Genomic DNA, 21,991 nt, shown 5'->3' with positions numbered 1-21,991 from the left:
CCCGGTTGTGCGATGCTGTCACGACAAACGGTTGTCATGCCGTGTTTGAGAAGTGTTCGGGCAAAACCCCGATTGGTAACCAGGGAAGAGACATGATGAAACGTATCTGTACTGCCGCCGCATTGGCGACCACGCTGATCGGTGGCGCGGCTTCGGCCACCACGGTCAATACCACTTACCAGGTGGACGGAAACCCGTTCGGAACCGAGAACCTGCGCCAGGTCGTGCGTGTTCACAGCCCCGAGCTGACCACCAATGTTTATGCCGGGATGTACCAGATGTCGGGAGACAACGGGTTTGGCAATTTCGCCGCGTTCTGCGTCGATCTTGCCGAATGGCTGCATGATCCCGTGACCTATACGACCCAGCCCAATCTGTTCACGCGCAGCGTTCAGGAGAACATCGCCAGGCTTTACAACAGCGTCCTCGGCGGCAGCGCGGTTGCGGAAGTGATCGACACGAGCCTTGAGGCCGCCGGTTTCCAGGTGGCGTTGTGGGAAATCGTGACCGAGAGCGGTACGTCGCTGGACGTGTCCGACGGGACTTTCCGCGTGAGCCGCAATTCGGGTGTCGCCAACCTGGCGCAATCCTACCTAAACAACATGGGCAACGCCGCCACCGACGGGTATGACATCACCTATCTCTACAATGATGGCTACCAGGACCTTGCCACCGTCGCGCCGGTTCCGGTTCCGGCTGCTGGCCTGTTGTTGCTGACCGGTTTCGGCGGGTTCGCGATGCTGCGCCGCCGCAAGAAAGCCTGATCGCCAACACATCCGGCTGCAACGCAAAACGCCATCGGGCCGGCCGCCTGTCGGGGTCGGCCCATTTGCCGTGCCGAACGGCAGGATCGCCGATTGACATGGGCAAGGCGCGGGCGGAATGCTACGCCCAGAAGCGGACCTTTCGCAGATCGGAGACAGCCCATGAAAACCCTTGCAACCCTTTGTGCCACCGCGTTTCTCGCCCTCGGGAGCATCGCCGCGTCGGCGCAGGACCTGATCGACAAGGGGTTCGTTTCCGGCTGGAACGTCATGGTCGATCCCTCCTTTGGTAATGGCTGCCTGATCCAGACGGTTTACCAGGACCTGTCGGTGGTGCGCATCGGCTATGACGCGACCGGCAATCGCGGCTATTTCGTCGTGTTCCACAAAGGCTGGGGCAAGATTGAAAAGGGCAAGCAATACGACATCACCTTTGACCTGGACGGCCAGAAATACAACGCTGTCGCAACCGGTTTCGTACAGGATCGCGTACCGGGCGCAGGGGTGTTCTTTGACGATCGCGATTTTGTCCACGCGATTGCGCAGAAAAAGATCATGACCGTCTACAACGCGGCGGGGCAACAGGTGATTTCCATCGATCTCAAGGGATCGGCCAAGGCGCTCGACTATGCGCGCAAATGCCAGGAGGTCGAGGGCTGAGCGGCATCACCGCACCGGGTTGAAAACCGCGCTCTTTGCCCGGCAGTCCCGGATCACGTCCTGGCCGCAAGGCACCGGGCCCAGATCGCGGGACAGGCACAGGCGGGCCTCTTGAATGTGTCCGTCGCGGCAGGTGATGGTCAGCATGTCGGCATCCCAATCGGGATTGGCCTGCAAGAACGCCTCTTCGACGACCGAAGCCGGGAGCTTGACCGTCTTGTCGAGCCTGCGAAACACCTCGGGCCGGTTGACCCGGCCATAGGCGCGGCGCGACAGGTCGAAATAGCGTTCGGCTGACAACCCGGTACAGGTGCCGTGCTTTTTCCACTGGTGCCACGCCAGCCCCGAAGTTCCCATGATATCGGCCATCGCCGAAGTCATGCCGCGCGAGGGCGGGCGTTCGGCGGTCTGGCAATAGGATGGGTAGCCCCGGTGGAACTGGGGCCAAAGCCCGTGCAGGATCCAGCCGTGATCGTGCCGTGTATCGCATTGATCGGAACCCTGGGCATCCCCGGTCAGGGCGCACCAGTTCGGCGACCAGCTCAGGCTCAGGACATAGTAATCGAACTCTCCCGCCCGTTCACCTTCGGCGACAGCGGGCAGGCACCATAGGGCCAGCAACAGGGTCAGGATCGTACGCAATGATTCGGCTCTTCCATTTTCATCTGCTGCCGACTATATAGGCGCCAAGTTCCCCGACAACGGTAACCCGCCTTGAGAGCCAAGGCCGCCTGCCTCGCCAGGCCACGGGAGAGTTTTGTCGGACGACATGAGATAGGAGAAGACACCGATGGCAAAATTGCTGCACCCCAAGGCCACCGCTGTTTGGCTGGTCGATAACACCACTATCAGTTTCAAACAGATCGCCGATTTCGTGGGCATGCACGAGCTCGAGGTGCAGGGAATTGCCGATGGCGACGTGGCCGGTGGCGTCAAGGGCTTTGATCCGATTGCCAACAACCAGTTGACGCAAAAGGAAATCGACGCGGCACAGGACAACCCGCTGTACAAGCTCATGATCAAGAGCAATTCGGCCGCGGTCGGCGAAGAAAAACGCCGCGGGCCACGGTACACACCCCTGTCCAAGCGACAGGACCGGCCCAACTCGATCCTCTGGCTGGTCAAGTTCCATCCGGAGCTTTCGGACGGGCAGATCGCCAAACTGGTCGGCACCACCAAGCCGACCATCCAGTCGATTCGCGAACGCACCCACTGGAACATCGCCAACATGCAGCCCATCGACCCCGTCGCCCTGGGCCTGTGCAAACAGACCGAACTGGACGCCGCCGTGCAAAAGGCCGCCGCGAAAAAGGCCGCGGAAGGCGAAGTCATGAGCGATGACGAGCGCCGCAAGCTGGTCAGCACCGAACAGTCGCTGGGCATGGAGGCCGAGCCGAAAATTCCGACGGCCATCGAGGGGCTCGAAACCTTTACCCTTGGCGGGTCGATGGATGTTGTCGATGACGAAGATGAGGATGACAGCAACAAGATCGTTGATGCCGACAGCTTCTTCAACCTGCCCGCCGGCGGTGGGGATGACGAAGACGAGGACGAGGACGACGATCAGCCGCGTATCTGATCCTGCGCGTAACCGGGTTGGGAGACCCGAGCCGGTTCTCGCCGCGGAGGGCAGGGCGCGCGCCAATCGGCGTTGCCTGAATTCACGGAAAGACCGCTCAACCGACGCCACCGCATTCCTGCGGTGGCGTTTTTCATTGCGGTGCGGGAAACATCTGCGCCCATGAAAAAAGGCCCGGCCAAAGCCGAGCCTTTCCATGCCGGGAGTGCCGGGGCGATCAGCCCGCGATCAGGCCCATGTTTTCGAGCTTGAGCAACACCTGATGCGCGCAGTTGTCGACATCGGTGCCTTCGGTTTCGACGCGCAGTTCCGGGTTTTCAGGCACGTCATAGGGGTCGGAGATGCCGGTGAATTCCTTGATCTTGCCTTCGCGCGCGAGCTTGTAGAGCCCCTTGCGGTCGCGGCGTTCGCATTCTTCGATGCTGGTCGCGACATGGATCTCAAGAAAGGCACCGTATTGCTCGATATCTTCGCGCACCGCGCGGCGGGTGGTGGCATAGGGCGCGATCGGCGCGCAGATGGCGATGCCGCCGTTCTTGGTGATTTCCGAGGCCACATAGCCGATGCGGCGGATGTTGAGATCACGATGCTCTTTCGAGAAGCCAAGCTCGGATGACAGGTTCTTGCGCACGATGTCCCCGTCCAACAGTGTCACCGGACGGCCACCCATCTCCATCAGCTTGACCATCAGCGCGTTGGCGATGGTGGATTTGCCCGAGCCCGAGAAACCGGTGAAGAACACGGTAAAGCCCTGCTGGCTGCGCGGCGGCTTGGTCTTGCGCAGCTCGGAAACCACCTCGGGGAACGAGAACCAGTCGGGGATTTCCAGCCCCTCGGCAAGGCGGCGGCGCAGTTCGGTGCCCGAAATGTTGAGGATGGTGACATTGTCCTTGTCCTCGATCTCGTCATTGGGTTCGTATTGCGCGCGCTCCTGCACATAGACCATGTGTTTGAAATCGACCATTTCGATGCCCATTTCGTCCTGATGCGTGCGGAACAGGTCCTGCGCATCATAGGGGCCATAGAAATCTTCGCCGGCGCTGTTCTTGCCGGGGCCGGCATGGTCGCGGCCGACGATGAAATGCGTGCAGCCGTAATTGGCGCGGATCAGCCCGTGCCAGACCGCCTCGCGCGGGCCGCCCATGCGCATTGCCAGCGGCAGCAGCGACATGGTGGTGGTCGAGGCCGGGTATTTGTCGAGCACCGCCTCATAGCAGCGCACGCGGGTAAAGTGATCGACGTCGCCGGGCTTGGTCATGCCGACAACCGGGTGGATCAGCAAGTTGGCCTGGGCCTCGCGCGCGGCGCGGAAGGTCAGCTCCTGATGCGCGCGGTGCAGCGGGTTGCGGGTCTGGAACGCCACCACGCGGCGCCAGCCCAGCTTGCGGAAATAGGCGCGCAGCTCGTTCGGGGTGTCGCGGCGGGCGCGGAAATCGTAATGCACCGGCTGCTGGATCCCGGTGACCGGACCGCCAAGGTAAACGTTGCCGGCGGTGTTGTGCAAATAGTTGACCGCCGGATGCGCATCGTCATCGGCACCGAACACCTTTTCCGCCTCGCGCGATTTGTTCGGGACCCAGCGGTCGGTGACGGTCATCGTCGCCAGGATCACGCCTTCCTGGTCACGCAGCGCGATGTCTTCGCCGATTTCAAGCGTTTCCGCAAAGCTGTCCGAGACATCCAGGTTGATCGGCATCGGCCAGAGCGTGCCGTCGGCCAGCCGCATGTTCTCGACGACGCCATTGTAGTCGGCTTCGTTCAGGAACCCCTTGAGAGGGTTGAAGCCGCCATTCATCAACAGCTCCAGATCACAGATCTGGCGCGGCGTCAGGTCATAGCTCTTGAGGTTGCCAGCCTCAACCTTGAGCTTTTGCGCCGAGTCATAAGACACGTACAACTCGGGGATCGGGGCCAGATTGGCGAGCATGGTCATGAAAGAAACTCTCGTTTGCTTGGTTGGGTGCGTTGGCCAGAAAAACTTGGTCGCGCGGGGCATAGACTCGGAGTCTCGGCAATGTCTAGGCGCAGAAAACAATTATTGTCGGTTTGTGCCATTATGGCGCGGATTTCCGCCCTGATAGCGCAGAAACTACCCGTTTGCGAGGGGTCGGCGGTTGGCGGAGGGGTCCGGAGAAACCCGGACCCCGATCATGTCTCAGCCGTCCTGTTCGGCCAAAAAGCGTTCGGCGTCGAGCGCGGCCATACATCCCATGCCGGCGCTGGTCACGGCCTGGCGGTACTTGTGGTCGGTCAGGTCGCCGGCGGCAAACACCCCTGGCACCGAGGTTTCGGTCGTGCCGGGTTTGACGCTGACGTAACCGCCATTGTGCAGTTCGAGCACGTCCTTGACCAATTCGTTCGCCGGGGCGTGGCCGATGGCGATGAACACACCCTTGGCGGCGATCTCGGTGATCTCGTCGGTTTGCACGTTGCGCACCCGCACCCCTTCGACGCCCAGAGGATTGTCGGCCCCGACGACTTCCTCGAGCGTGTGGAACCACAGCGGCTCGATCTTGGGATGTTTCAGCAAGCGGTCCTGAAGGATTTTCTCGGCGCGCAATTCGTCGCGGCGATGGATCAACGTAACCTTGGAGGCGAAATTGGTCAGGAACAGCGCCTCTTCCACTGCGGTGTTGCCGCCGCCAACCACGACGATCTCCTGGCCGCGGTAAAAGAACCCGTCGCAGGTCGCACAGGCGGAAACGCCAAAACCCTTGAACTTTTCCTCGCTGGGCAGGCCAAGCCATTTCGCCCGCGCCCCTGTCGCCAGGATCACCGCGTCCGCCGTATAGGTCGCGCCGCTGTCGCCGGTCGCGGTGAACGGGCGCTTGGACAGGTCGAGATCGGTGATGATGTCCGAAACGATGTCGCAGCCCATCGCCTTGGCGTGGGCCTCCATGCGCACCATCAGATCGGGGCCCTGTACCTCGGTGTCGCCGGGCCAGTTTTCGACCTCGGTGGTGGTGGTCAGCTGGCCGCCGGGCTCAATGCCCTGCACCAGAATCGGTTCAAGCATGGCGCGGCTGGCATAGACCCCGGCGGTGTAGCCCGCAGGGCCGGACCCGATGATCAGAACCTTGGTGTGACGTGTTTCACCCATGACTTTCCCCAATGCAGCGTGATATGTGGGCGGCCTGCCCACCGGGTTGCCGATATAGCGACGGACCCCGCCGGCTTAAACCCCCCGAATTCGACCGAATGACCGGGCGTCAGAGTTGTTGCGTTGCGGCGAAATATTATTGCGTGTACCGGTGGCGCTGATATAAGAAATGAAAATTCCGAGGGAGCAGATCATGGTTGCAACACGCCTCGATCCGATTGATCGCAAGATACTGTCGGAGCTTCAGGCAGATGGGCGCATGACCAATGTCGAACTTGCCAAGCGGGTCGGTATTTCGGCGCCGCCCTGTTTGCGGCGTGTCCGCACGCTCGAGGAATCGGGCCTGATCCAAGGGTATCATGCGGATGTTAACGCCCGCGAGCTGGGCTTTGAGGTTCAGGTGTTCGCGATGGTCGGTCTGGACAGCCAGGCCGAGGCCGAGCTGAGCGCCTTTGAGGCGCTGTGCCGCGAATGGCCGTTGGTGCGCGAGTGTCACATGCTGAACGGCGAGGTGGATTTCATCCTGAAATGCGTGTCGCCGGACCTGAGCAGTTTCCAGAGTTTCCTGACCGGTGAGTTGCTGACCACGCCGAACGTGGCCAGTGTCAAGACATCGCTGGTGATCCGGGGGGCCAAGGACGAGCCGGGGGTTCCCTTTGACATCCTCGAAGAGCGCCTGAGCCGCAGCGCCTGATTTTCCGGCCCGCGGTCAGGCCATCAGCGCGTCGTGGTCGCCATCCCCGGCGCGTGCATGTGCCAGATCGCCGAAATCGCCAAGCTGCGAGACATGCGGGAACAGGTCGAGATAGACGTTGCGCATGGTGTGGCTGATGCAGCGCGCGGCATTGGTGCCGGGGTGATAGGTCTCGAATTCCAGCCCCGCGACGCGAATGACCGCATGCTGCGGCAGGCAGATATGGAACAGCTCCACAGGGGTCGGCGGCGCGGTCTCGACGACATTCATGCCGTCCTGAAAGTCCTGGACCGGGGTCAGGGTCTGAAGGCCGCCTGAAACCGCCCGCAAATGGCTCGGCGTGTGCAAGAGCCGCGCTGACGGGCCGGCGATGACGCAGGACATCGGGCGTTGCATGCCGAAACTGTCGGCCATGATCCGGGTAAGGCGCAGGTTGCGGCCCTGCGGGCCGGGGCGGCCCGGAACGAGTGTCGTGCTGCCCTTCCAGACCAGCGGCTGGCTGTTGCCGTCGCGGGTCAGGATGCGGTCGCCGGGCAGCAGGTCCTCGACCGAAATCGCGCCGTCTTCGGTTTCGACCATCGAACCACGGGTAAACGCACAGAACGCGTCTTCAAAGATCGGCAGGGCCGGGGCGATGTGACGGGATTCGGCAATATCGCCATTGGGCAACAGCGCGCTGACCTGATAGCGGCGCAGCTGCGGTTTGGGCTGGGCGCGCATCGCGGCGGGATCAATCAGGGCGGGAACATCGGTCTGGACAGCACGGCTGGCCGCGCGACTAAGCGGGGTTGGGAGCGTCATGGTTTCGTGGCCCTTCTCGAAGGTCGAACCTGTGTCGGCCCCCACCGACAACACAGACCGACACAGTTGTGAATTGGTCTGTAATGCTCTGATTTTGCCCGGATACGCCTCAAATTGTCAACGAAAGCACCGCATATTTAGTGAATTCGTTCCAATTCACCCCCTACCTAGGGTATTGTTGCCCGGTGCGCTCACATTCCCGAGGCTTCTTGTCAAATCCACGTTATCACTGTGACAGGATGCGGCCCGGAATGTGTCGGGGCCGTGGCGGTTCGCCCGGGTGTTGAGTGGCGCAGGGCGGATTTGCAGAATCGGTTAGCGCGAACATCGCGGGAAACGACCCGCTCGCGTGCCGGTTTTCGGGTCAGAGCCGGATCACCGAGATCAGCCGGCCGTAATCCGCATCCTTTCTGTGTACGCTGCGGCGGTAGGAAAAGAACCGGTCCTGATCGGAATAGGTGCAATGGCGGGTCCATTCGGCCTGCCCGATCCCAGCCTGCCGCAGCCGGTGCAGGCCAAAGCCCTGAAGATCGAAGTGATACCGATCGCCGGTGCCATTGGCAAAAAACCGGGCGTTATCGGGATCGTCGCCCATGAAGGCGTCGAGGAACTCGGGGCCGACCTCATAGGCGCCCTGGCTGATCGAGGGGCCGATCACCGCCCGCGTGTCCGCGCGGCGGGCGCCCAGGGCCTCCATCGCGTCCAGCGTGGCTTCGAGCACGCCGTCCAGCGCCCCGCGCCATCCCGCATGGGCCGCGCCGATCACCCCGGCCTGGGGATCGGCAAACAGCACCGGCTGGCAATCCGCCGTCAGGATCGACAGCGCGATGCCCGGCGTGGCCGTGACCATCGCGTCAGCACGGGGTTTGTCGGCCTGCGGCCCGTCGACGGTGACCACATCGGGGGAATGCACCTGATGAACGGCGGCCAGCGCCTCGGGTTCGACGCCTACGGCTTCGGCCACGCGCGCCCGGTTGATCGCGACCACATCCGCCTGATCGCTCGATCCGGTGCCGCAATTGAGCCCGGCAAAGACCCCCGAAGACGCGCCGCCGCGCCGGGTGAAAAAACCGTGTTGCAAGGGCGCGAGGCTGTCCGCGGTGAGGATTTCCAATGTCATGCTTCGAGTCCGGGTGGCGGGGCGGCGGTTTCGGGATAGAGGCCCAGTGTCTTGAACAGGTTTCCCATTTCGGCGGGATGCGTCAACCGGCGATGCGCGGCAATGATGTTTTCCGGCTCTTTGCCCGTTGCACCGTCGGCCAGCCGCTGTGCACGGGCCGTGATGCCAAGGCGTTCCAGGAAAACGCCCTGTGTGCTCAGGCGGCTATGGGCACATCCAGCGCTGCGCGCGGCGCTGGCGATGGCTTCGAAATCCACATGGGCGCTCAGGTCGGCGGCTCCCGGCATGCCCAGAATATCGGCGCTCTGATGGGCGCGCAGCGCCTGCAGCGTGTCGCCAAGCGACCGCCAGTCGCCATAATCGAGGATCAGGGCCGCGCCGCCATGCCGGGCGATTCGCCCCGCGATGGCGTTCGTAACCGCCGGGACCATGGGGCAGAATTCGACAATGTCGCCGTCGCTGGTATCCGCCAGCCGGTGCTCCAGCGCCGGCACCGGGGCCGGATCGGTCATGCCCAGAACCAGCCTGTCCCCCTGCGCGCCGACGCGACGTTCACGCCAATGGGGACCGGTGCGGGCAAACTGCCGGATCGGCAGGGCATCAAAGAACTCGTTGGCGATCAAAAACAACGGTTGCTCGGCCAGCGATTGGGCGCTGTCATGCCAGGTGGGTTCATGGGCGGCGAGCGTTTGGGCCTGAATGCCCCGCAGGGTCGGGGATTGTTCGATCAGGGCGATCCGGGCCGCCGCGTGAAATCCGGGAACGGCGCGGGTGGCGCGCAACAGGTCGGCCATGAGCGTGCCGCGACCGGGGCCAAGCTCGGCCAGTGTGAAAGGTGCCGGGCAACCCTGGTCCAGCCATGCCTGCGCCAGCGACAGGCCGATCAATTCGCCGAACATCTGGCTGATTTCGGGGGCGGTGGTGAAATCGCCGGCCTGCCCAAAGGGATCGCGGGTGGCGTAATAGCCCAGCGTCGGATGCATCAGGCAATCGCCCATATAGCTGGCAAGGCTGATCGGCCCGTCGGTGCGGATGCGCGAGAGGATCTGCGCCTTGAGGCTCATGTGGGAGATGTGCGCCGGGCGCGGAGGATCAGCCAGACGCCAAGCGCCATCATCGGCAGGCACAGCAATTGCCCCATGGTCAGCCCATAGCCCCCCACATGCCAGGCGAGGCCCAGCGGGTTGCCGGGCTCCACGAACTGGCTGTCGGGCTGGCGAACGAATTCCACCAGGAACCGCGCAAGACCATAGCCCGCGAAGAACACGCCCGACACGAGCCCCGGACGCCTGAGAGCGCCGCGCCGATAGACCAGCCACAACAACAGCCCGCCGAGGATCAGCCCTTCGAGCGCCGCCTCGTAGAGCTGCGACGGGTGGCGCGCGCAGAGCCCCTCGATGCCCGGGCAATCCTGCGCCGCGATGCCGGGAAAAACCACGCCCCAGGGCAGATCGGTGGGGCGACCCCACAATTCGGCATTGATGAAATTGGCCAGCCGCCCCAGCAACAGGCCGGGGGGCACCACATGCGCCACCAGGTCGGCAATGCCCAGCCGGGGCAGGTTGTGGCGCGCGGTATAGAGCCACGCGGCGGCGATCACTCCGAGCAGCCCGCCGTGAAAGGCCATGCCACCCTGCCAGACCTTGAGGATCTCGAGCGGGTTTTGCAGGTAATAGCCCGGTTGGTAAAACAGCACGAACCCCAGCCGCCCGCCGAGAATGACACCAAGGATGATCCAGGTCAGCAGGTCCTCGATCTGTGTCGGGGTTGCCGGCGGTTGCTGCGCGGGCCAGAGGGCAGGGCGGCGCACCGCCATCACCGCCAGCCGCCAGGCGATCAGGATGCCGACGATATAGGCCAGCGCATACCAGCGCAGGGCCAGTTCCATGCCGAAGATCGAGATCGAGAACAGTTCGGGAGAGAGATCGGGGAATTGCATGGCGCCTTCTGACCGTGCGGGCGCGACGAAGTCAACCTTGTCGCGGCGGCTTTGCTCGCCCATATATAGGGCAACGCGACACGGAGGCGACAGATGCAGACCCGCAACAAGATCCTTGATGACATATCGCAATTGATGACCAATGCGATGGGCGTGGCCCAGGGTGCCAAGGGCGAGGCCGAGACCGCGATGAAATCACTGCTTGACCGGTGGCTCGCAGATCGCGATTTTGTGACCCGGGAAGAGTTCGACGCGGTGCGCGCAATGGCGCAAAAGGCCCGTGAAGAGAATGACGCGCTTGCGGCACGCCTTGCCGCGCTCGAGGCCAAGGCCGACAAGTAAGGCACGGGCACAGACGCAGTCCCCGGGGCCCGTTGCAACCGGGCGGGCCCGCCGCGGGGCGGTTGTCGCCAAATCTGCCAATATTTTGGCAATACCCACACTCTGTCCACAACTTATTGCGGCCTCCCCCCAAATAGGGGGTTGCCAGCGGCGTATATGCATCGCACCATATATTGTATGAGATCGGGGGATCGCCCCGGCTTGTTGAGCAGTCAGCTAGCGCTTGGGGCGCTGCGTCGCCCCCTCTGCTAGAGATCAGTGAGGTGGCATCATGGCCCTTTCCGAACAGTATCTGGAAGAAGACATTCACCCGATCGATATCGTCGAGCATATCGCGTCCGATCACGATTGGGATTTCGACCGTATCGGCGACGATCAGATCGCCATGGCTGTCGAAGGGCAATGGCGCACCTATTCGATCACGCTGGCCTGGTCGGCCTATGACGAAACGCTGCGGATGGTGTGCACGTTCGAGCTCGAACCACCGGAAGAAAAATTGCCGGCGCTGTACGAATTGCTCAACCGGATGAACGATCAATGTTGGGCCGGTGCGTTCACCTATTGGGGCGAGCAGAAACTGATGGTTTATCGCTATGGCCTGGTGCTGAGCGGTGGCCAGATGGCCTCGCCGGACCAGATCGACACGATGATCAGCGCCGCGGTTCTTGGGGCCGAGCGGTATTATCCGGCGGTACAGCTGATGATCTGGGGCGACCGAACCCCGGCGGAAGCGATGCAAGTCGCCATTGCAGAGGCTTACGGGCGCGCGTAAACCCTTGCCCTGAACCGGTTGGGAAGGGGCAATCATGGACATGAACGATGTGGCGGACCGCGGGCTGGTCCTGTTGGGGTGCGGCAAGATGGGGTCCGCCATGCTGGCCGGATGGCTGGATGGCGGATTGCCCGCGACTTCGGTCTGGGTGCTTGACCCGTATCCGTCAGACTGGGTCAAGGCACAGGGCGTGCATATCAACACCGACCTGCCCGCCGAACCCGCGATCATCCTGATCGCGGTCAAGCCGCAGATGATGGGCGATGCGCTGCCCGCGATCGCGGCCAAGGGAGGCGGCAAGACCCTGTTTGTCTCGGTTGCGGCGGGCACTCCGATTTCCGCCTTCGAGGCCATTCTCGGGGCCGGTTCTCCGATCATTCGCGCCATGCCCAATACCCCGGCGGCGGTGGGGCGTGGTATCACCGCCCTGATCGGGAATGCCAGCAGCGCCGCCAGCGATCTTGACCTGGCCGAGGCGCTGTTGTCGGCGGTTGGACAGACGGTGCGGCTTGACAGCGAGGCCCAGATGGATGCGGTGACCGGGGTCAGCGGCTCGGGTCCGGCCTATGTGTTCCACATGATCGAGGCGATGGCCGCCGCAGGCGAGGCCCAGGGCCTGCCCGCCGATCTGGCAATGACGCTGGCCAAGGCGACGGTGGCGGGCGCGGGTGCCCTTGCCGAGGCCGCCGACGAAGACCCCGGCCAGCTGCGCGTCAATGTCACCAGCCCCAACGGCACGACCCAGGCGGCGCTCGAGGTGCTGATGGATCAGGAAAACGGCTTTCCGGCGTTGCTCAAGCGGGCGGTTGCGGCGGCGGCGGACCGATCGAGAGAGCTGGCAAATGGCTGAGATCAATTTTGACGATTTCCTCAAGGTGGATATCCGCGTCGGCGTGGTGCTGCGCGCGGAGCCCTATCCCGAGGCACGCAAGCCGGCGATCAAGCTGTGGATCGATTTCGGCGACGAGATTGGCGAACGCAAGTCGTCGGCCCAGATCACCGCGCATTACCAGCCCGAAACGCTGGTCGGGAAACAGGTCATGGCCGTGGTCAACTTTCCCCCGCGCCAGATCGGGCGGTTCATGTCCGAGGTGCTGGTGCTGGGCCTGCCGGACGAGTCGGGCGAGATCGTGCTGATCGGGCCGGATGGCAAGGTGCCGGTTGGCGGGCGGATGCACTGAGGCGTGCTCAGGTCTCGCTGTGGCTGGGGTCTCCGACCGCCTCGCGCCAATGACGGCGGCAGAGTGAGACATAGGTTTCATTGCCGCCGATCTGCACCTGTGCGCCCTCGGTGATTGCCCGGCCCTGCTCATCCTGGCGGATCACCATCGTCGCCTTGCGCCCGCAATGGCAGATCGTGCGCACTTCGCGCATTTCATCGGCGATTGCCAGTAGGGTGGCCGAGCCGGGAAACAGCTCGCCGCGAAAATCGACCCGCAGGCCATAGCAAAGCACCGGCAGGTTCAGATCATCGACCACACGGGCGAGCTGCCAGACCTGTTCGTGGCCGAGAAACTGCGCCTCGTCGACGAAGACGCAGGCGATGGCCCCCTGTTTTTGCCGGGTGTCGATCATCGCAAAGAGATCGTCCCGCGGGCCAAAGATGTCGGCCTCGGCTCCGATGCCGATCCGCGAGGCAATCCGCCCGCTGCCGGCGCGGTCATCGACGCTCGCGCTCAGCAGATAGGTGTCCATGCCATGTTCGCGGTAGTTGTGCGACGCCTGCAGCAACAGTGTCGATTTCCCGGCATTCATGGTCGAATAATTGAAAAAAAGCTTGGCCATTCCGCTGTCTACAGCGTTTCTCGCGGGTATAGAAGCACCGGAATGCCGGGCGTAATCGGCACTGTCTGGCAGATACGGCCGGCAGGGAGGGATGCCGACCGTATTGCACTGTCAAGGACCGCGGACTTGGTGCGGTCCGCGGCCAACTCTTTAAACACTGCCAACTGGGGCATTACCTGCTACCGATACCCCCCACTTCGAGAGGTATGGAAAATGTATGACATCTGGATTATGAGGGCGGTATGGGAAAACCCTGCTGACATTCCCCGTCAGGCAAGACAAGCGTACCAGTTCAGGGAACAAGTGAATGAACGAAGCCGGCAGTTACCTGAAAAAGCACACGGAATCCCTGATCAAGGATGTGGGCATCGAAGCGGCCTGCCAGATCACGGGCAAGTCCAAGGCGACGCTGGGCCGGTATTATTCGGAACATGACGAACATTCCGACCGCTTCATCCCTGTGGACGCGGTGGCCAAGCTAGAGGCCGAGTCATCCTTCCCCCATGTCACCAGCGCGCTGGCCGAGCTCAAGAAAATCACGCTGTCCTATGACGACCGCCATCCCAACATGCCGGAAAGCGGCGGCATCAACCACGATGTGATCGCCCTGAGCCAACGGTTCGCGATGTTGATGTCCGAGTATCACCAGTCGATCGAAGACGGCATCATCAGCATCAATGAAGCCAAGCGGTTGCTGCGCGAGACTTTGATGTTGCAGCAGGTTCTGATCGACATGAAACTGCATCTCGAAGAGGAGCAGCGCGGCCAGAACGACGGGGGGTGATCCGGCCCGGCGCGCCGGATCCGGCCGGTCTCAGGCGTGGCGGCGCAGCAGAACCGACCCCACCGAATAGCCCGCTCCGAACGAACAGATCAGCCCGTGATCGCCCGCTTGCAGGTCATCCGAGTGTTTCGAGAAGGCAATGATCGACCCGGCGGAAGAGGTGTTTGCATAATCTTGCAGGATGTTGGGCTGTTCCTCGGGCGCGGGGGCGCGGCCAAGCACCTTGCGGCCAATGAAATCGTTCATCGACTTGTTCGCCTGGTGCAGCCACAGGCGTTTCAGGTCGCCGGCATCGATCCCGCCTGCGGTGATGTGATCGGCGATGTGGTCGCTGACTATCGGCACGACTTCCTTGAACACCTTTCGGCCGTTCTGCATGAACTGCATGTCGCGGCGATCCTTCAGCCCGTCGGGGCGCGAGCGGCGCAGAAAGCCGTTATTGTTTCGGATGTTGTTGGAAAACGCGGTGGCACAGCGGGTTGACATGATCTCGAAATGCGCACCGCTGGCGGCATCGGCGCGTTCGACCAGCGTGGCGGTGGCGACATCCCCAAAGATGAAATGGCAATCGCGGTCGCGCCATTCGAGATGCGCCGAGCAGATCTCGGGATTGACCACCAGCGCCGCGCGTACCGACCCGGCGCGCACCATGTCGGCGGCGGCCTGGATGCCAAAGGTCGCCGAGCTGCACGCGACGTTCATGTCAAAGGCAAAGCCCGAAACGCCCAGCAGGTTCTGGATTTCGACCGCAATCGCGGGATAGGCGCGTTCCAGGTTGGATGCGGCGCAGATCACCAGGTCGATGTCATCCGCGCTGCGCCCGGCGGCGGCAAGCGCCTTGGTCGCGGCATCGACACCCATCTCGGCCATCAGCGACGGTTCTTCATCGCCGCGCTGGCGCAGCAACGGGTGCATGACCGTGGGGTCCAGAATGCCGGTCTTGTCGATTACATGGCGCTGCTCGATGCCCGACGCCTTGACGATGAACGCCTCGCTGGACGGTTCCTTGGCCTCGATCTCGCCCGCGGCAATCGCCTCGGCATGTTGCGCGTTGAACAGGTCGGCATAGGCATTGAACGCCTCGACCAACTCTGCGTTCGAGATGGTCTGTTCCGGGGTGAACAGCCCGGTGCCGGTGATGGCGGGTATATGGGTCACGTTGGCGTCCTTCTGGGTTCAGAAGAATTTAGCCACGCCAATGCGCCGGAACAAGGGCCGCTAGCCTTTCTGGCCGATCCGGCTTTCGGTGCCGGCCCGGATGCGCCGGATGTTTTCGCGGTGCCGCCAGAAAACCAGAAGCGTCACCACACCGCCAAAGATCAGCGCGGTGCCATGCCCGAGAAACACCGCACAAAGGGTTGACCCGGCGGCGGCGACAAGGGCGCTCATCGACGAGATGCGCGTGATCAGCGCGGTGACGAGCCAGAGGCCACAGATGGCAAGGCCGACCGGCCATGCCAGCGCCAGCCAGACGCCGATAAAGGTCGCCACGCCCTTGCCCCCGCGAAAGCCGAGCCAGACGGGATAGCAATGGCCGAGAAAGGCCGCGAGAGCGGCGATCTGGACGGAATCCTCGGGTGCAAATGCCCGCGCGATCAACACGGCGGCGGCCCCCTTGCCACCATCGAGCAACAGGGTCAGCGCCGCCGCTGTCTTGTTGCCGGTGCGCAGCACATTGGTCGCGCCGATATTGCCCGAGCCGATCTCGCGCAGGTTGCCGAGCCCCATGACACGTGCCAGCACCATGCCAAACGGGATCGAACCAAGGCCATAGCCCACGAGTGCCCAGAGGATCAGCTGGACCAGGGAAGAGTCAAAGGGGGGCATCAGTCTCTCCGATAGACCGGCGTGCCGGCGACATAGGTTGCGAGGACCCTACCTTGCATGCGCTGACCGTCAAACGGAGTGTTGCGCGATTTCGAGTGCAGGGTGGCGCGGTCGAGCACGAAGGGCACATCGGGGTCGAACAGGACCAGGTCCGCCGGGGCGCCGGCCGAGAGCCGGCCGCTGTCAAGGCCAAGCCGACGCGCGGGGTTCAGCGACAGGGCGGCAAACAGCGCCGGCAGGTCCAGGTGGTCGCCGTGGTAAAGCCGCATCGCCGCGGGAAGCAGGGTTTCCAGGGCCACGGCCCCGCTGGCGGCTTCTTCAAAGGGCAGGCGCTTGCTCTCTTCGTCCTGCGGCGTATGCATCGAGCAGATGATGTCGATCAACCCGCTGCGCAGGGCGTCGATCGCTGCCAGCCTGTCGTCCTCGGAACGCAGCGGCGGCTTGACCTTGAAGAAGGTGCGGTAATCGGCAACGTCCAGTTCGTTCAACGTCAGGTGGTGAATGCTGACCCCGGCGGTGATGTCCAGCCCGTTCTTCTTGGCACGTTCCAGAGCGGGAAGGGCACGGGCGGTGGTGATCTGGTCGGCGTGATAGCGCGCGCCGGTCATTTCCAGCAGGGCGATGTCGCGGTCGAGCCCCATGCGCTCGGCAATCGGTGACACGGCGGGCAGGCCGCGCAGCGACGCGAACTTGCCCGAGGTGGCACAGGACCCCGCCGACAGGCCCGGTTCCTGCGGGTGGGCAATGACCAGCGCACCGCAGGAACGGGCATAGCTCAGCGCGCGGGAAAACACCTTGGTGTTGGTGACAACATGGTCGCAATCGGTGAATGCCACCGCGCCGGCATCCATCAGAAAGCCGATCTCGGTCATCTCGCGGCCCTCGCGCCCCTTGGTCAGCGCCGCCATGGGCAGCACGTTGACAGGGGCCGCGGCATTGGCCCGGCGGGTGACAAATTCGAGCGTCTCGGGGTTGTCGATGGTGGGCGTCGTGTCGGGGCGGGTCACCATCGTCGTGACCCCGCCCGCCGCCGCCGCCAGCCCGGCAGAGCGATAGCTTTCCTTGTGCCGCTCGCCCGGCTCGCAAACCTTGACGCCGATATCGACGATGCCGGGGGCGAGGCATTTGCCACCGCAATCGACCAGATCAACGTCTTGCGGCAGCACGATCTCGGCCCCGGCGGCGGCGATACGGCCATCGCGGACGAGCAGGCTGCCGAGGGTGTCGGACCCGGCCTCCGGGTCGATCAGGCGGGCGTTGGTAAAGAGCGTGGCGGTCATCGGCGATGCCTTTCGATGGTCGCTATGATTGCGGCGGGGGCGGTCCGGCGGTGGGTCATCGGATCACCAGGTACAGAAACAGCACCACAAGGAGCATGACCCCGGCAAAGATGCCGCCGCCGATGCGCCGGGCGCGGTTGCGGGCGGCGCGTGGGGATTGGGGCGCGCCGGTATAGGGCCGTGCGCTTGCCGGCACCGGGGAGGGGTGCGCGGTCCAGTCGGTGGGCGTCACCGAATAGACCCCCAGCGGGCGCAGTGCCGCATCGGGAGTCAGCGTGATTGCCTTGCCGCCAAAGGCGCGGCTGTGCAGCAGCAGCACATGGCCGGTCACGTCCGCGAGGCTGGCGTCAAGCTGGTCTTTGGGTATGGCATGCCCCTCGGCGAGGTATCCGCGCAGCCCGAGTTCATCGAGATCGCCGACCGGGAAAATCTCGACATGGTCCGTATCAAGCCCGCTGACACCCAGCACATCGTCCAGCGCGCCGGGCTCATCCAGAAACCGGACCTGTTCGCGCGGCATGTCGAGCGCGAACAGCCGCAGCACCCCGGTTTCCTGCGCGGATACGGTGATCAGTTCGCTCATGCGGCGCTGGACCTCGTGTCGCGCAGGTTGCGGGCCAGCAGATCCATCGCGGCCATGCGGATGGCCACGCCCATTTCGACCTGGTCCTGGATGACCGAGCGGTTGATGTCATCCGCCAGCGTGCCGTCGATCTCGACACCGCGATTCATCGGGCCGGGATGCATCACGATGGCGTCCGGTTTGGCCAGCGCCAGCTTTTCTTCATCCAGCCCGTAGCGGTGATAATATTCGCGTTCCGACGGGATGAACCCGCCATCCATGCGCTCGCGTTGCAGGCGCAGCATCATCACCACGTCGACATCGGCAAGGCCCTGTTCCATGTCGTCATAGACCTCGACCCCGAACTGGTCGATCTGGGATGGCATCAGCGTCGGCGGGCCGATCAGGCGGATGCGGTTTTCCATCTTGCCCAGCAACAGGATGTTGGAGCGCGCCACGCGCGAATGGGCAATGTCGCCGCAGATCGCGATGGACAAGCGGTGCAGCCGCCCCTTGGCCCGGCGGATGGTCAGCGCATCCAGCAACGCTTGCGTCGGGTGTTCGTGGCGGCCATCCCCGGCATTGAGCACCGCGCAATTGACCTTTTGCGCCAGAAGATCCACCGCGCCGGAATGCGGGTGGCGCACCACGAGCAGATCCGGATGCATGGCATTCAGCGTCAGCGCCGTGTCGATCAGGGTTTCGCCCTTTTTGATCGAGCTGGCCTGCATCGCCATGTTCATCACGTCGGCCCCGAGCCGTTTGCCGGCGATTTCAAAGCTCGCCTGCGTGCGGGTGGAGTTTTCAAAGAACATGTTGATCTGGGTCAGACCGGCCAGCACGTCGGAATGCTTGCTGGGGCCGCGGTTCAGGGTCACGTAGTCTTCGGCAAGGTCGAGGATCGTGGTGATGTCGGCGGGGCCGAGCTGTTCGATCCCCAGCAGGTGGCGATGGTCAAAGGACATGGGCGCTCCGCATGTTGGCAGGTGCCTTATAGGTAGCTGCCGGGGTGCGGGCAAGCGGTGCGGCGGTATCGGATCAGATCTATGTCATCAGGTCGATTGGGCATTTCATTGCCGGGCGACCGGACCTAGAATTGCGCCATGATGATCCTGCGCCCGCTCTGTATTGCCCTTTGTCTTGCTCCGCTCTGCGCGCTGGCCGACGATCCCGTGGTCGAGTCGGTCAAGGTGCGCGCGGCTGCGGGCGGGCTGACCTTTGACGTGACCCTGTCGCATCCTGATACAGGATGGGATCACTATGCCGATGGCTGGCGGGTTCTGGACATGCAGGGGAACGAGCTGGGCTTGCGGGTGCTGCACCATCCACATGTCGAGGAACAGCCATTTACCCGGTCTCTTGGCGGTATCACCGTTCCCGAGGGCACCACGCAGGTTCAGATCCAGGCGCGATGCCTGGTTGATGGCTGGTCCGAACAGACCACGATCGTGACGCTGCCCTGAAGCCCGCAAGGACCGGTCGCCACTCTCGCCGGGGGAATGGACTCACGCCCGGTGATAAGGCCCGCCAGAGAGTATGTTGGCGGCGCGATAGAGCTGCTCGGTCAGCATCACCCGCACCAGCATATGTGGCCAGACCATTGCACCAAAGGACAGGCTGAAATCCGCTTGGGCGCGCAGGGACGGATCAAGCCCGTCTGCACCGCCGATCAGCAATGCCAGGTCCCGCTGGCCATCGTCCCGCCAGCCCGCGAGCCGCTTGGCAAAATCCGGTGACGTCATCGTGCGCCCGCGTTCATCCAGGGTACAGATCAGCGCACCAGCGGGCAGGGCGCGGCGCAGCAGGTCTGCTTCGCTGCTCATGCCGCCGCCCTTGCGGTCGTCAATTTCCACGATTTGCGCCGGGCCGAGGGCCAGGGCGCGTCCGGTCCGCTCGAACCGTGAAAGGTAATCGTCAATCAGCGACTTTTCCGGTCCGGCCCGCAAACGGCCGACCGCACAGATCGTTATGCGCACAGCATCTTTCCCGCCGGGTTACCGGCACACAGAAATCAGTTGGCCGTAGCCGAGCCGCCGGAGGGCAGCCACATCTTTTCCAACTGGTAGAACTCGCGTACCTCGGGGCGGAAAATATGCACGATGACATCGCCGGTATCGATCAGGACCCAGTCCCCGGTCTCCTTGCCTTCGACCTTGCAGCTGCGGCCGAATTCCTGCTTGATCCGGTCGGTCAGCTTTTCGGCCATGGCCGACACCTGCCGCGTCGAGCGCCCCGAGGCCACGACCATATAGTCGCCGATCTCGGTCTTGCCGCGCAGGTCGATCTGCACAACATCTTCCGCCTTGTCGTCGTCAAGTGAAGTGAGGATACGCGCCAACAGCGTTTCGCTTGTCGGCTGGGGCTGGGCCGTCATGAGACCGGCCCGATCGTCAGCGGGGCAACCCGCTTCAGCATGGATTGACAGGACATTGTCCTCCTTCTGGCACGCCGACAGACCCCCGGCGCTGGGGTAATTTCAAAATAACAACGTATGCGCCGTTTTTCAATTGGCTGAGGTGCCAAGATCGCCAGGTGTCACCCGGCTGCGTCATCATGCCTTGCGGCGGGGAGGGGCGGATGGTTGTCCGGGCCTGCCAGCATCCGCACTTCGCGTTGGGGGAAGGGGATTGAAATGCCGTGTTCCTTGAAGATGTCCCACAACGCCAGGTACACGTTGCCCCGCACATTGGTGAGCCCCGCCGTCGGGTCCGCAATCCAGAAACGCAGGATGTAATCAACGCTGCTGTCGCCAAAGCCGACGATGTGACAGACTGGTGCGTTTGGCTGTACCAGCACCCGCTTGACGCCGGACGCGGCCTCGATCGCCAGGGCCCGGACCTTGTGAGGGTCGTCGTCATAGGCGGTGCCAAAGTAGATATCGAGCCGCACCAGCTGGTTGGAATGGGTCCAGTTCACCACCTGGTTGGCGATCAGATCCTCGTTCGGGATCAGGTATTCCAACCCCTCGCGCGTGACCACCGACACATAGCGCGCGCTGAGCGAGTCGATCCAGCCAAACGTGTCGCCCAGTGAAATCACGTCGCCGGGCTTGATCGACTTGTCGAGCAGGATGATCAGGCCGGACACAAGGTTGGACACCACCTTTTGCAGGCCGAAACCAAGGCCGACGCCGATGATACCGTACAGGAACGCCAGCCCGGTCAGGTCAAACCCGATGGCCTGCGCCCCGATATAGATCGCCAGACCATAGAGCAGCAATTGCACGCCCTTGGTGGTCAGTTCCTGCATCGACGGGGACAGGTCCTGATTGTTGCGGACATTGGCCGTGAACATCCGCGACAGCAGCCGCGCCCCGGCAATCAACACGCCCAGGATGACCAGCGCCGAAATCACCGACAGGGCCGAAACACGGGCATCGCCGAATTCGATCGCCAGCCGGTCGAGGAATGCCGCGATTTCGTCCAGAGCGTTCAGGAAATAGAGCGTTGCATAGATCCACAGGAACCACGTCACCACGTTGCGCAGCGACCGGTTGCGCACCAGCTGGACCGCCAGCCCGATTGACAGCCAGACCGTCGAAAGCGTCACCGCCAGCCCGATCAGGTAGCTGCGCGAGGGCCAGGTGAGCTGTTGCATCACGAGATAGACCAGCCCGCCAAGCAGCGAGAACCAGATCAGCAGCATCCGGCGGCGTATCTGCACCAGCAGGCGCAGCCGCCATTTCGGCCAGCCCTCGCGCGAGCGGGCCCAGTCTTGCAGCCGGGGTTCGCTCAGCAGTTTCAACAGCCAGGCCAAAGCGACGATCGCCAGGATGATCAGGATCTGGTAGAGTCGCCAACCGGGCATGAGAAACCACACCACGGTTTCGCGTGCCTGCCCGAAATAGAGCATGATCGTCTGGATCAGGGTGCTGGTAACGTCGGTGACCGGGTCCATGGCGCTCCTTTTTCCGGATACGCTTGCATGACAAGCAGCAGGGCGCAAGGCCACGTCGAACCGGCCGCCGTACCGCCCGGCAGGG

General features: G+C 63.2%; 26 protein-coding genes. 10 read left to right on the top strand and 16 right to left on the bottom strand.

Translation table 11 applies throughout. The features are described 5' to 3' along the window. Positions 1-92 precede the first annotated feature (92 nt). Positions 93-764, top strand: coding sequence for a VPLPA-CTERM sorting domain-containing protein (locus tag ACP15R_RS04460; RefSeq protein ID WP_424985173.1), 672 nt, complete (start codon positions 93-95; stop codon positions 762-764). 162 nt (positions 765-926) lie between these two features. Next, entirely contained in the window at positions 927-1,424 is a 498-nt protein-coding gene (locus ACP15R_RS04455) for a hypothetical protein (protein WP_424985172.1), read from the top strand. Positions 1,425-1,430: 6 nt separating this feature from the next. On the opposite strand, the gene ACP15R_RS04450 is transcribed toward ACP15R_RS04455, so the two are convergent. Further along, positions 1,431-2,066, bottom strand: coding sequence for a ribonuclease T2 family protein (locus ACP15R_RS04450; RefSeq protein WP_424985171.1), 636 nt, complete (start codon positions 2,064-2,066; stop codon positions 1,431-1,433). Positions 2,067-2,214: 148 nt separating this feature from the next. On the opposite strand from ACP15R_RS04450, the gene ACP15R_RS04445 reads away from it, so the two are divergent. After that, positions 2,215-3,003, top strand: a complete 789-nt coding sequence (locus tag ACP15R_RS04445) for a DUF1013 domain-containing protein (protein ID WP_424985170.1) — start codon at positions 2,215-2,217, stop codon at positions 3,001-3,003. Between the two features lie 217 nt (positions 3,004-3,220). Here the strand turns inward: ACP15R_RS04445 and ACP15R_RS04440 are convergent, their stop codons facing one another. Both ACP15R_RS04440 and trxB read right to left on the bottom strand, forming a co-directional pair. Next, positions 3,221-4,936, bottom strand: a complete 1,716-nt coding sequence (locus ACP15R_RS04440) for a bifunctional sulfate adenylyltransferase/adenylylsulfate kinase (RefSeq protein ID WP_424985169.1) — start codon at positions 4,934-4,936, stop codon at positions 3,221-3,223. A gap of 222 nt (positions 4,937-5,158) precedes the next feature. After that, positions 5,159-6,103 (bottom strand): thioredoxin-disulfide reductase, encoded by a 945-nt coding sequence (gene trxB / locus ACP15R_RS04435; protein WP_424985168.1) that lies wholly within the window; start codon positions 6,101-6,103, stop codon positions 5,159-5,161. Positions 6,104-6,296: 193 nt separating this feature from the next. Here trxB and ACP15R_RS04430 point away from each other — a divergent pair, with 193 nt between their 5' ends. Then, positions 6,297-6,797 (top strand): Lrp/AsnC family transcriptional regulator, encoded by a 501-nt coding sequence (locus ACP15R_RS04430; RefSeq protein ID WP_424985167.1) that lies wholly within the window; start codon positions 6,297-6,299, stop codon positions 6,795-6,797. Positions 6,798-6,812: 15 nt separating this feature from the next. Here the strand turns inward: ACP15R_RS04430 and ACP15R_RS04425 are convergent, their stop codons facing one another. The 4 genes from ACP15R_RS04425 to lgt form a co-directional block, all read right to left on the bottom strand. Further along, positions 6,813-7,598, bottom strand: coding sequence for a Hint domain-containing protein (locus ACP15R_RS04425; protein ID WP_424985166.1), 786 nt, complete (start codon positions 7,596-7,598; stop codon positions 6,813-6,815). 364 nt (positions 7,599-7,962) lie between these two features. Next, positions 7,963-8,718 carry a peptidoglycan editing factor PgeF gene (gene pgeF / locus ACP15R_RS04420; protein ID WP_424985165.1) on the bottom strand — a complete coding sequence of 252 codons (756 nt, stop codon included), beginning with the start codon at positions 8,716-8,718 and terminating at the stop codon, positions 7,963-7,965. Beyond that, on the bottom strand, positions 8,715-9,782 hold the full coding sequence (locus ACP15R_RS04415; protein ID WP_424985164.1) for a class I SAM-dependent methyltransferase: 1,068 nt from the start codon (positions 9,780-9,782) through the stop codon (positions 8,715-8,717). The genes pgeF and ACP15R_RS04415 overlap by 4 nt, the downstream gene beginning before the upstream one ends. Next, a complete protein-coding gene (gene lgt, locus ACP15R_RS04410; RefSeq protein WP_424985163.1) occupies positions 9,779-10,657 on the bottom strand; it encodes a prolipoprotein diacylglyceryl transferase in 879 nt (292 codons plus the stop codon). The genes ACP15R_RS04415 and lgt overlap by 4 nt, the downstream gene beginning before the upstream one ends. 93 nt (positions 10,658-10,750) lie before the next feature. On the opposite strand from lgt, the gene ACP15R_RS04405 reads away from it, so the two are divergent. The 4 genes from ACP15R_RS04405 (at position 10,751) to ACP15R_RS04390 (ending at position 12,952) form a co-directional block, all read left to right on the top strand. Then, on the top strand, positions 10,751-10,999 hold the full coding sequence (locus ACP15R_RS04405; RefSeq protein WP_424985162.1) for an accessory factor UbiK family protein: 249 nt from the start codon (positions 10,751-10,753) through the stop codon (positions 10,997-10,999). 271 nt (positions 11,000-11,270) lie between these two features. Next, on the top strand, positions 11,271-11,771 hold the full coding sequence (locus tag ACP15R_RS04400) for a YbjN domain-containing protein (RefSeq protein ID WP_424985161.1): 501 nt from the start codon (positions 11,271-11,273) through the stop codon (positions 11,769-11,771). Between the two features lie 34 nt (positions 11,772-11,805). Next, positions 11,806-12,621, top strand: coding sequence for a pyrroline-5-carboxylate reductase (proC, locus tag ACP15R_RS04395; protein WP_424985160.1), 816 nt, complete (start codon positions 11,806-11,808; stop codon positions 12,619-12,621). Further along, positions 12,614-12,952: a tRNA-binding protein gene (locus ACP15R_RS04390; RefSeq protein ID WP_424985159.1), complete on the top strand. Its 339-nt coding sequence runs from the start codon at positions 12,614-12,616 to the stop codon at positions 12,950-12,952. The genes proC and ACP15R_RS04390 overlap by 8 nt, the downstream gene beginning before the upstream one ends. A 7-nt stretch (positions 12,953-12,959) precedes the next feature. Here the strand turns inward: ACP15R_RS04390 and ACP15R_RS04385 are convergent, their stop codons facing one another. After that, positions 12,960-13,556, bottom strand: coding sequence for a thymidine kinase (locus tag ACP15R_RS04385; protein WP_424985158.1), 597 nt, complete (start codon positions 13,554-13,556; stop codon positions 12,960-12,962). A gap of 307 nt (positions 13,557-13,863) precedes the next feature. Here ACP15R_RS04385 and ACP15R_RS04380 point away from each other — a divergent pair, with 307 nt between their 5' ends. Further along, complete coding sequence (locus tag ACP15R_RS04380; protein ID WP_424985157.1) at positions 13,864-14,340, top strand: hypothetical protein; 477 nt, start codon at positions 13,864-13,866, stop codon at positions 14,338-14,340. A gap of 30 nt (positions 14,341-14,370) precedes the next feature. Here the strand turns inward: ACP15R_RS04380 and ACP15R_RS04375 are convergent, their stop codons facing one another. From ACP15R_RS04375 to ACP15R_RS04355, 5 genes are read right to left on the bottom strand one after another with little or no spacing between them, the layout of a single operon-like run. Beyond that, the gene (locus ACP15R_RS04375) at positions 14,371-15,498 is read right to left on the bottom strand and encodes a beta-ketoacyl-ACP synthase III (protein ID WP_424985156.1); all 1,128 of its coding nucleotides are present in this window, start codon (positions 15,496-15,498) and stop codon (positions 14,371-14,373) included. A 60-nt stretch (positions 15,499-15,558) separates the two neighbouring features. After that, on the bottom strand, positions 15,559-16,167 hold the full coding sequence (plsY, locus tag ACP15R_RS04370; RefSeq protein WP_424985155.1) for a glycerol-3-phosphate 1-O-acyltransferase PlsY: 609 nt from the start codon (positions 16,165-16,167) through the stop codon (positions 15,559-15,561). Next, positions 16,167-17,447 (bottom strand): dihydroorotase, encoded by a 1,281-nt coding sequence (gene pyrC / locus ACP15R_RS04365; RefSeq protein ID WP_424985154.1) that lies wholly within the window; start codon positions 17,445-17,447, stop codon positions 16,167-16,169. Before pyrC ends, plsY begins: the two co-directional genes overlap by 1 nt. 55 nt (positions 17,448-17,502) lie before the next feature. Continuing rightward, complete coding sequence (locus tag ACP15R_RS04360; RefSeq protein WP_424985153.1) at positions 17,503-18,030, bottom strand: hypothetical protein; 528 nt, start codon at positions 18,028-18,030, stop codon at positions 17,503-17,505. Continuing rightward, the gene (locus ACP15R_RS04355) at positions 18,027-18,974 is read right to left on the bottom strand and encodes an aspartate carbamoyltransferase catalytic subunit (protein WP_424985152.1); all 948 of its coding nucleotides are present in this window, start codon (positions 18,972-18,974) and stop codon (positions 18,027-18,029) included. The genes ACP15R_RS04360 and ACP15R_RS04355 overlap by 4 nt, the downstream gene beginning before the upstream one ends. Positions 18,975-19,112: 138 nt before the next feature. On the opposite strand from ACP15R_RS04355, the gene ACP15R_RS04350 reads away from it, so the two are divergent. Beyond that, positions 19,113-19,472 (top strand): hypothetical protein, encoded by a 360-nt coding sequence (locus tag ACP15R_RS04350; RefSeq protein ID WP_424985151.1) that lies wholly within the window; start codon positions 19,113-19,115, stop codon positions 19,470-19,472. Positions 19,473-19,514: 42 nt separating this feature from the next. Here the strand turns inward: ACP15R_RS04350 and rlmH are convergent, their stop codons facing one another. The 3 genes from rlmH to ACP15R_RS04335 form a co-directional block, all read right to left on the bottom strand. Next, positions 19,515-19,985 carry a 23S rRNA (pseudouridine(1915)-N(3))-methyltransferase RlmH gene (rlmH, locus tag ACP15R_RS04345; protein WP_424985150.1) on the bottom strand — a complete coding sequence of 157 codons (471 nt, stop codon included), beginning with the start codon at positions 19,983-19,985 and terminating at the stop codon, positions 19,515-19,517. Positions 19,986-20,020: 35 nt separating this feature from the next. Next, positions 20,021-20,383, bottom strand: coding sequence for a ribosome silencing factor (gene rsfS, locus ACP15R_RS04340; RefSeq protein ID WP_424985149.1), 363 nt, complete (start codon positions 20,381-20,383; stop codon positions 20,021-20,023). A gap of 161 nt (positions 20,384-20,544) precedes the next feature. Beyond that, positions 20,545-21,906, bottom strand: coding sequence for a mechanosensitive ion channel family protein (locus ACP15R_RS04335; protein WP_424985148.1), 1,362 nt, complete (start codon positions 21,904-21,906; stop codon positions 20,545-20,547). Between the last annotated feature and the right edge of the window lie 85 nt (positions 21,907-21,991).

This window comes from Microbulbifer sp. S227A, from assembly GCF_049800935.1.
The sequence above is the reverse complement of the archived record's forward strand: the minus strand, read 5'-3'. Positions and strand labels throughout refer to the sequence as shown.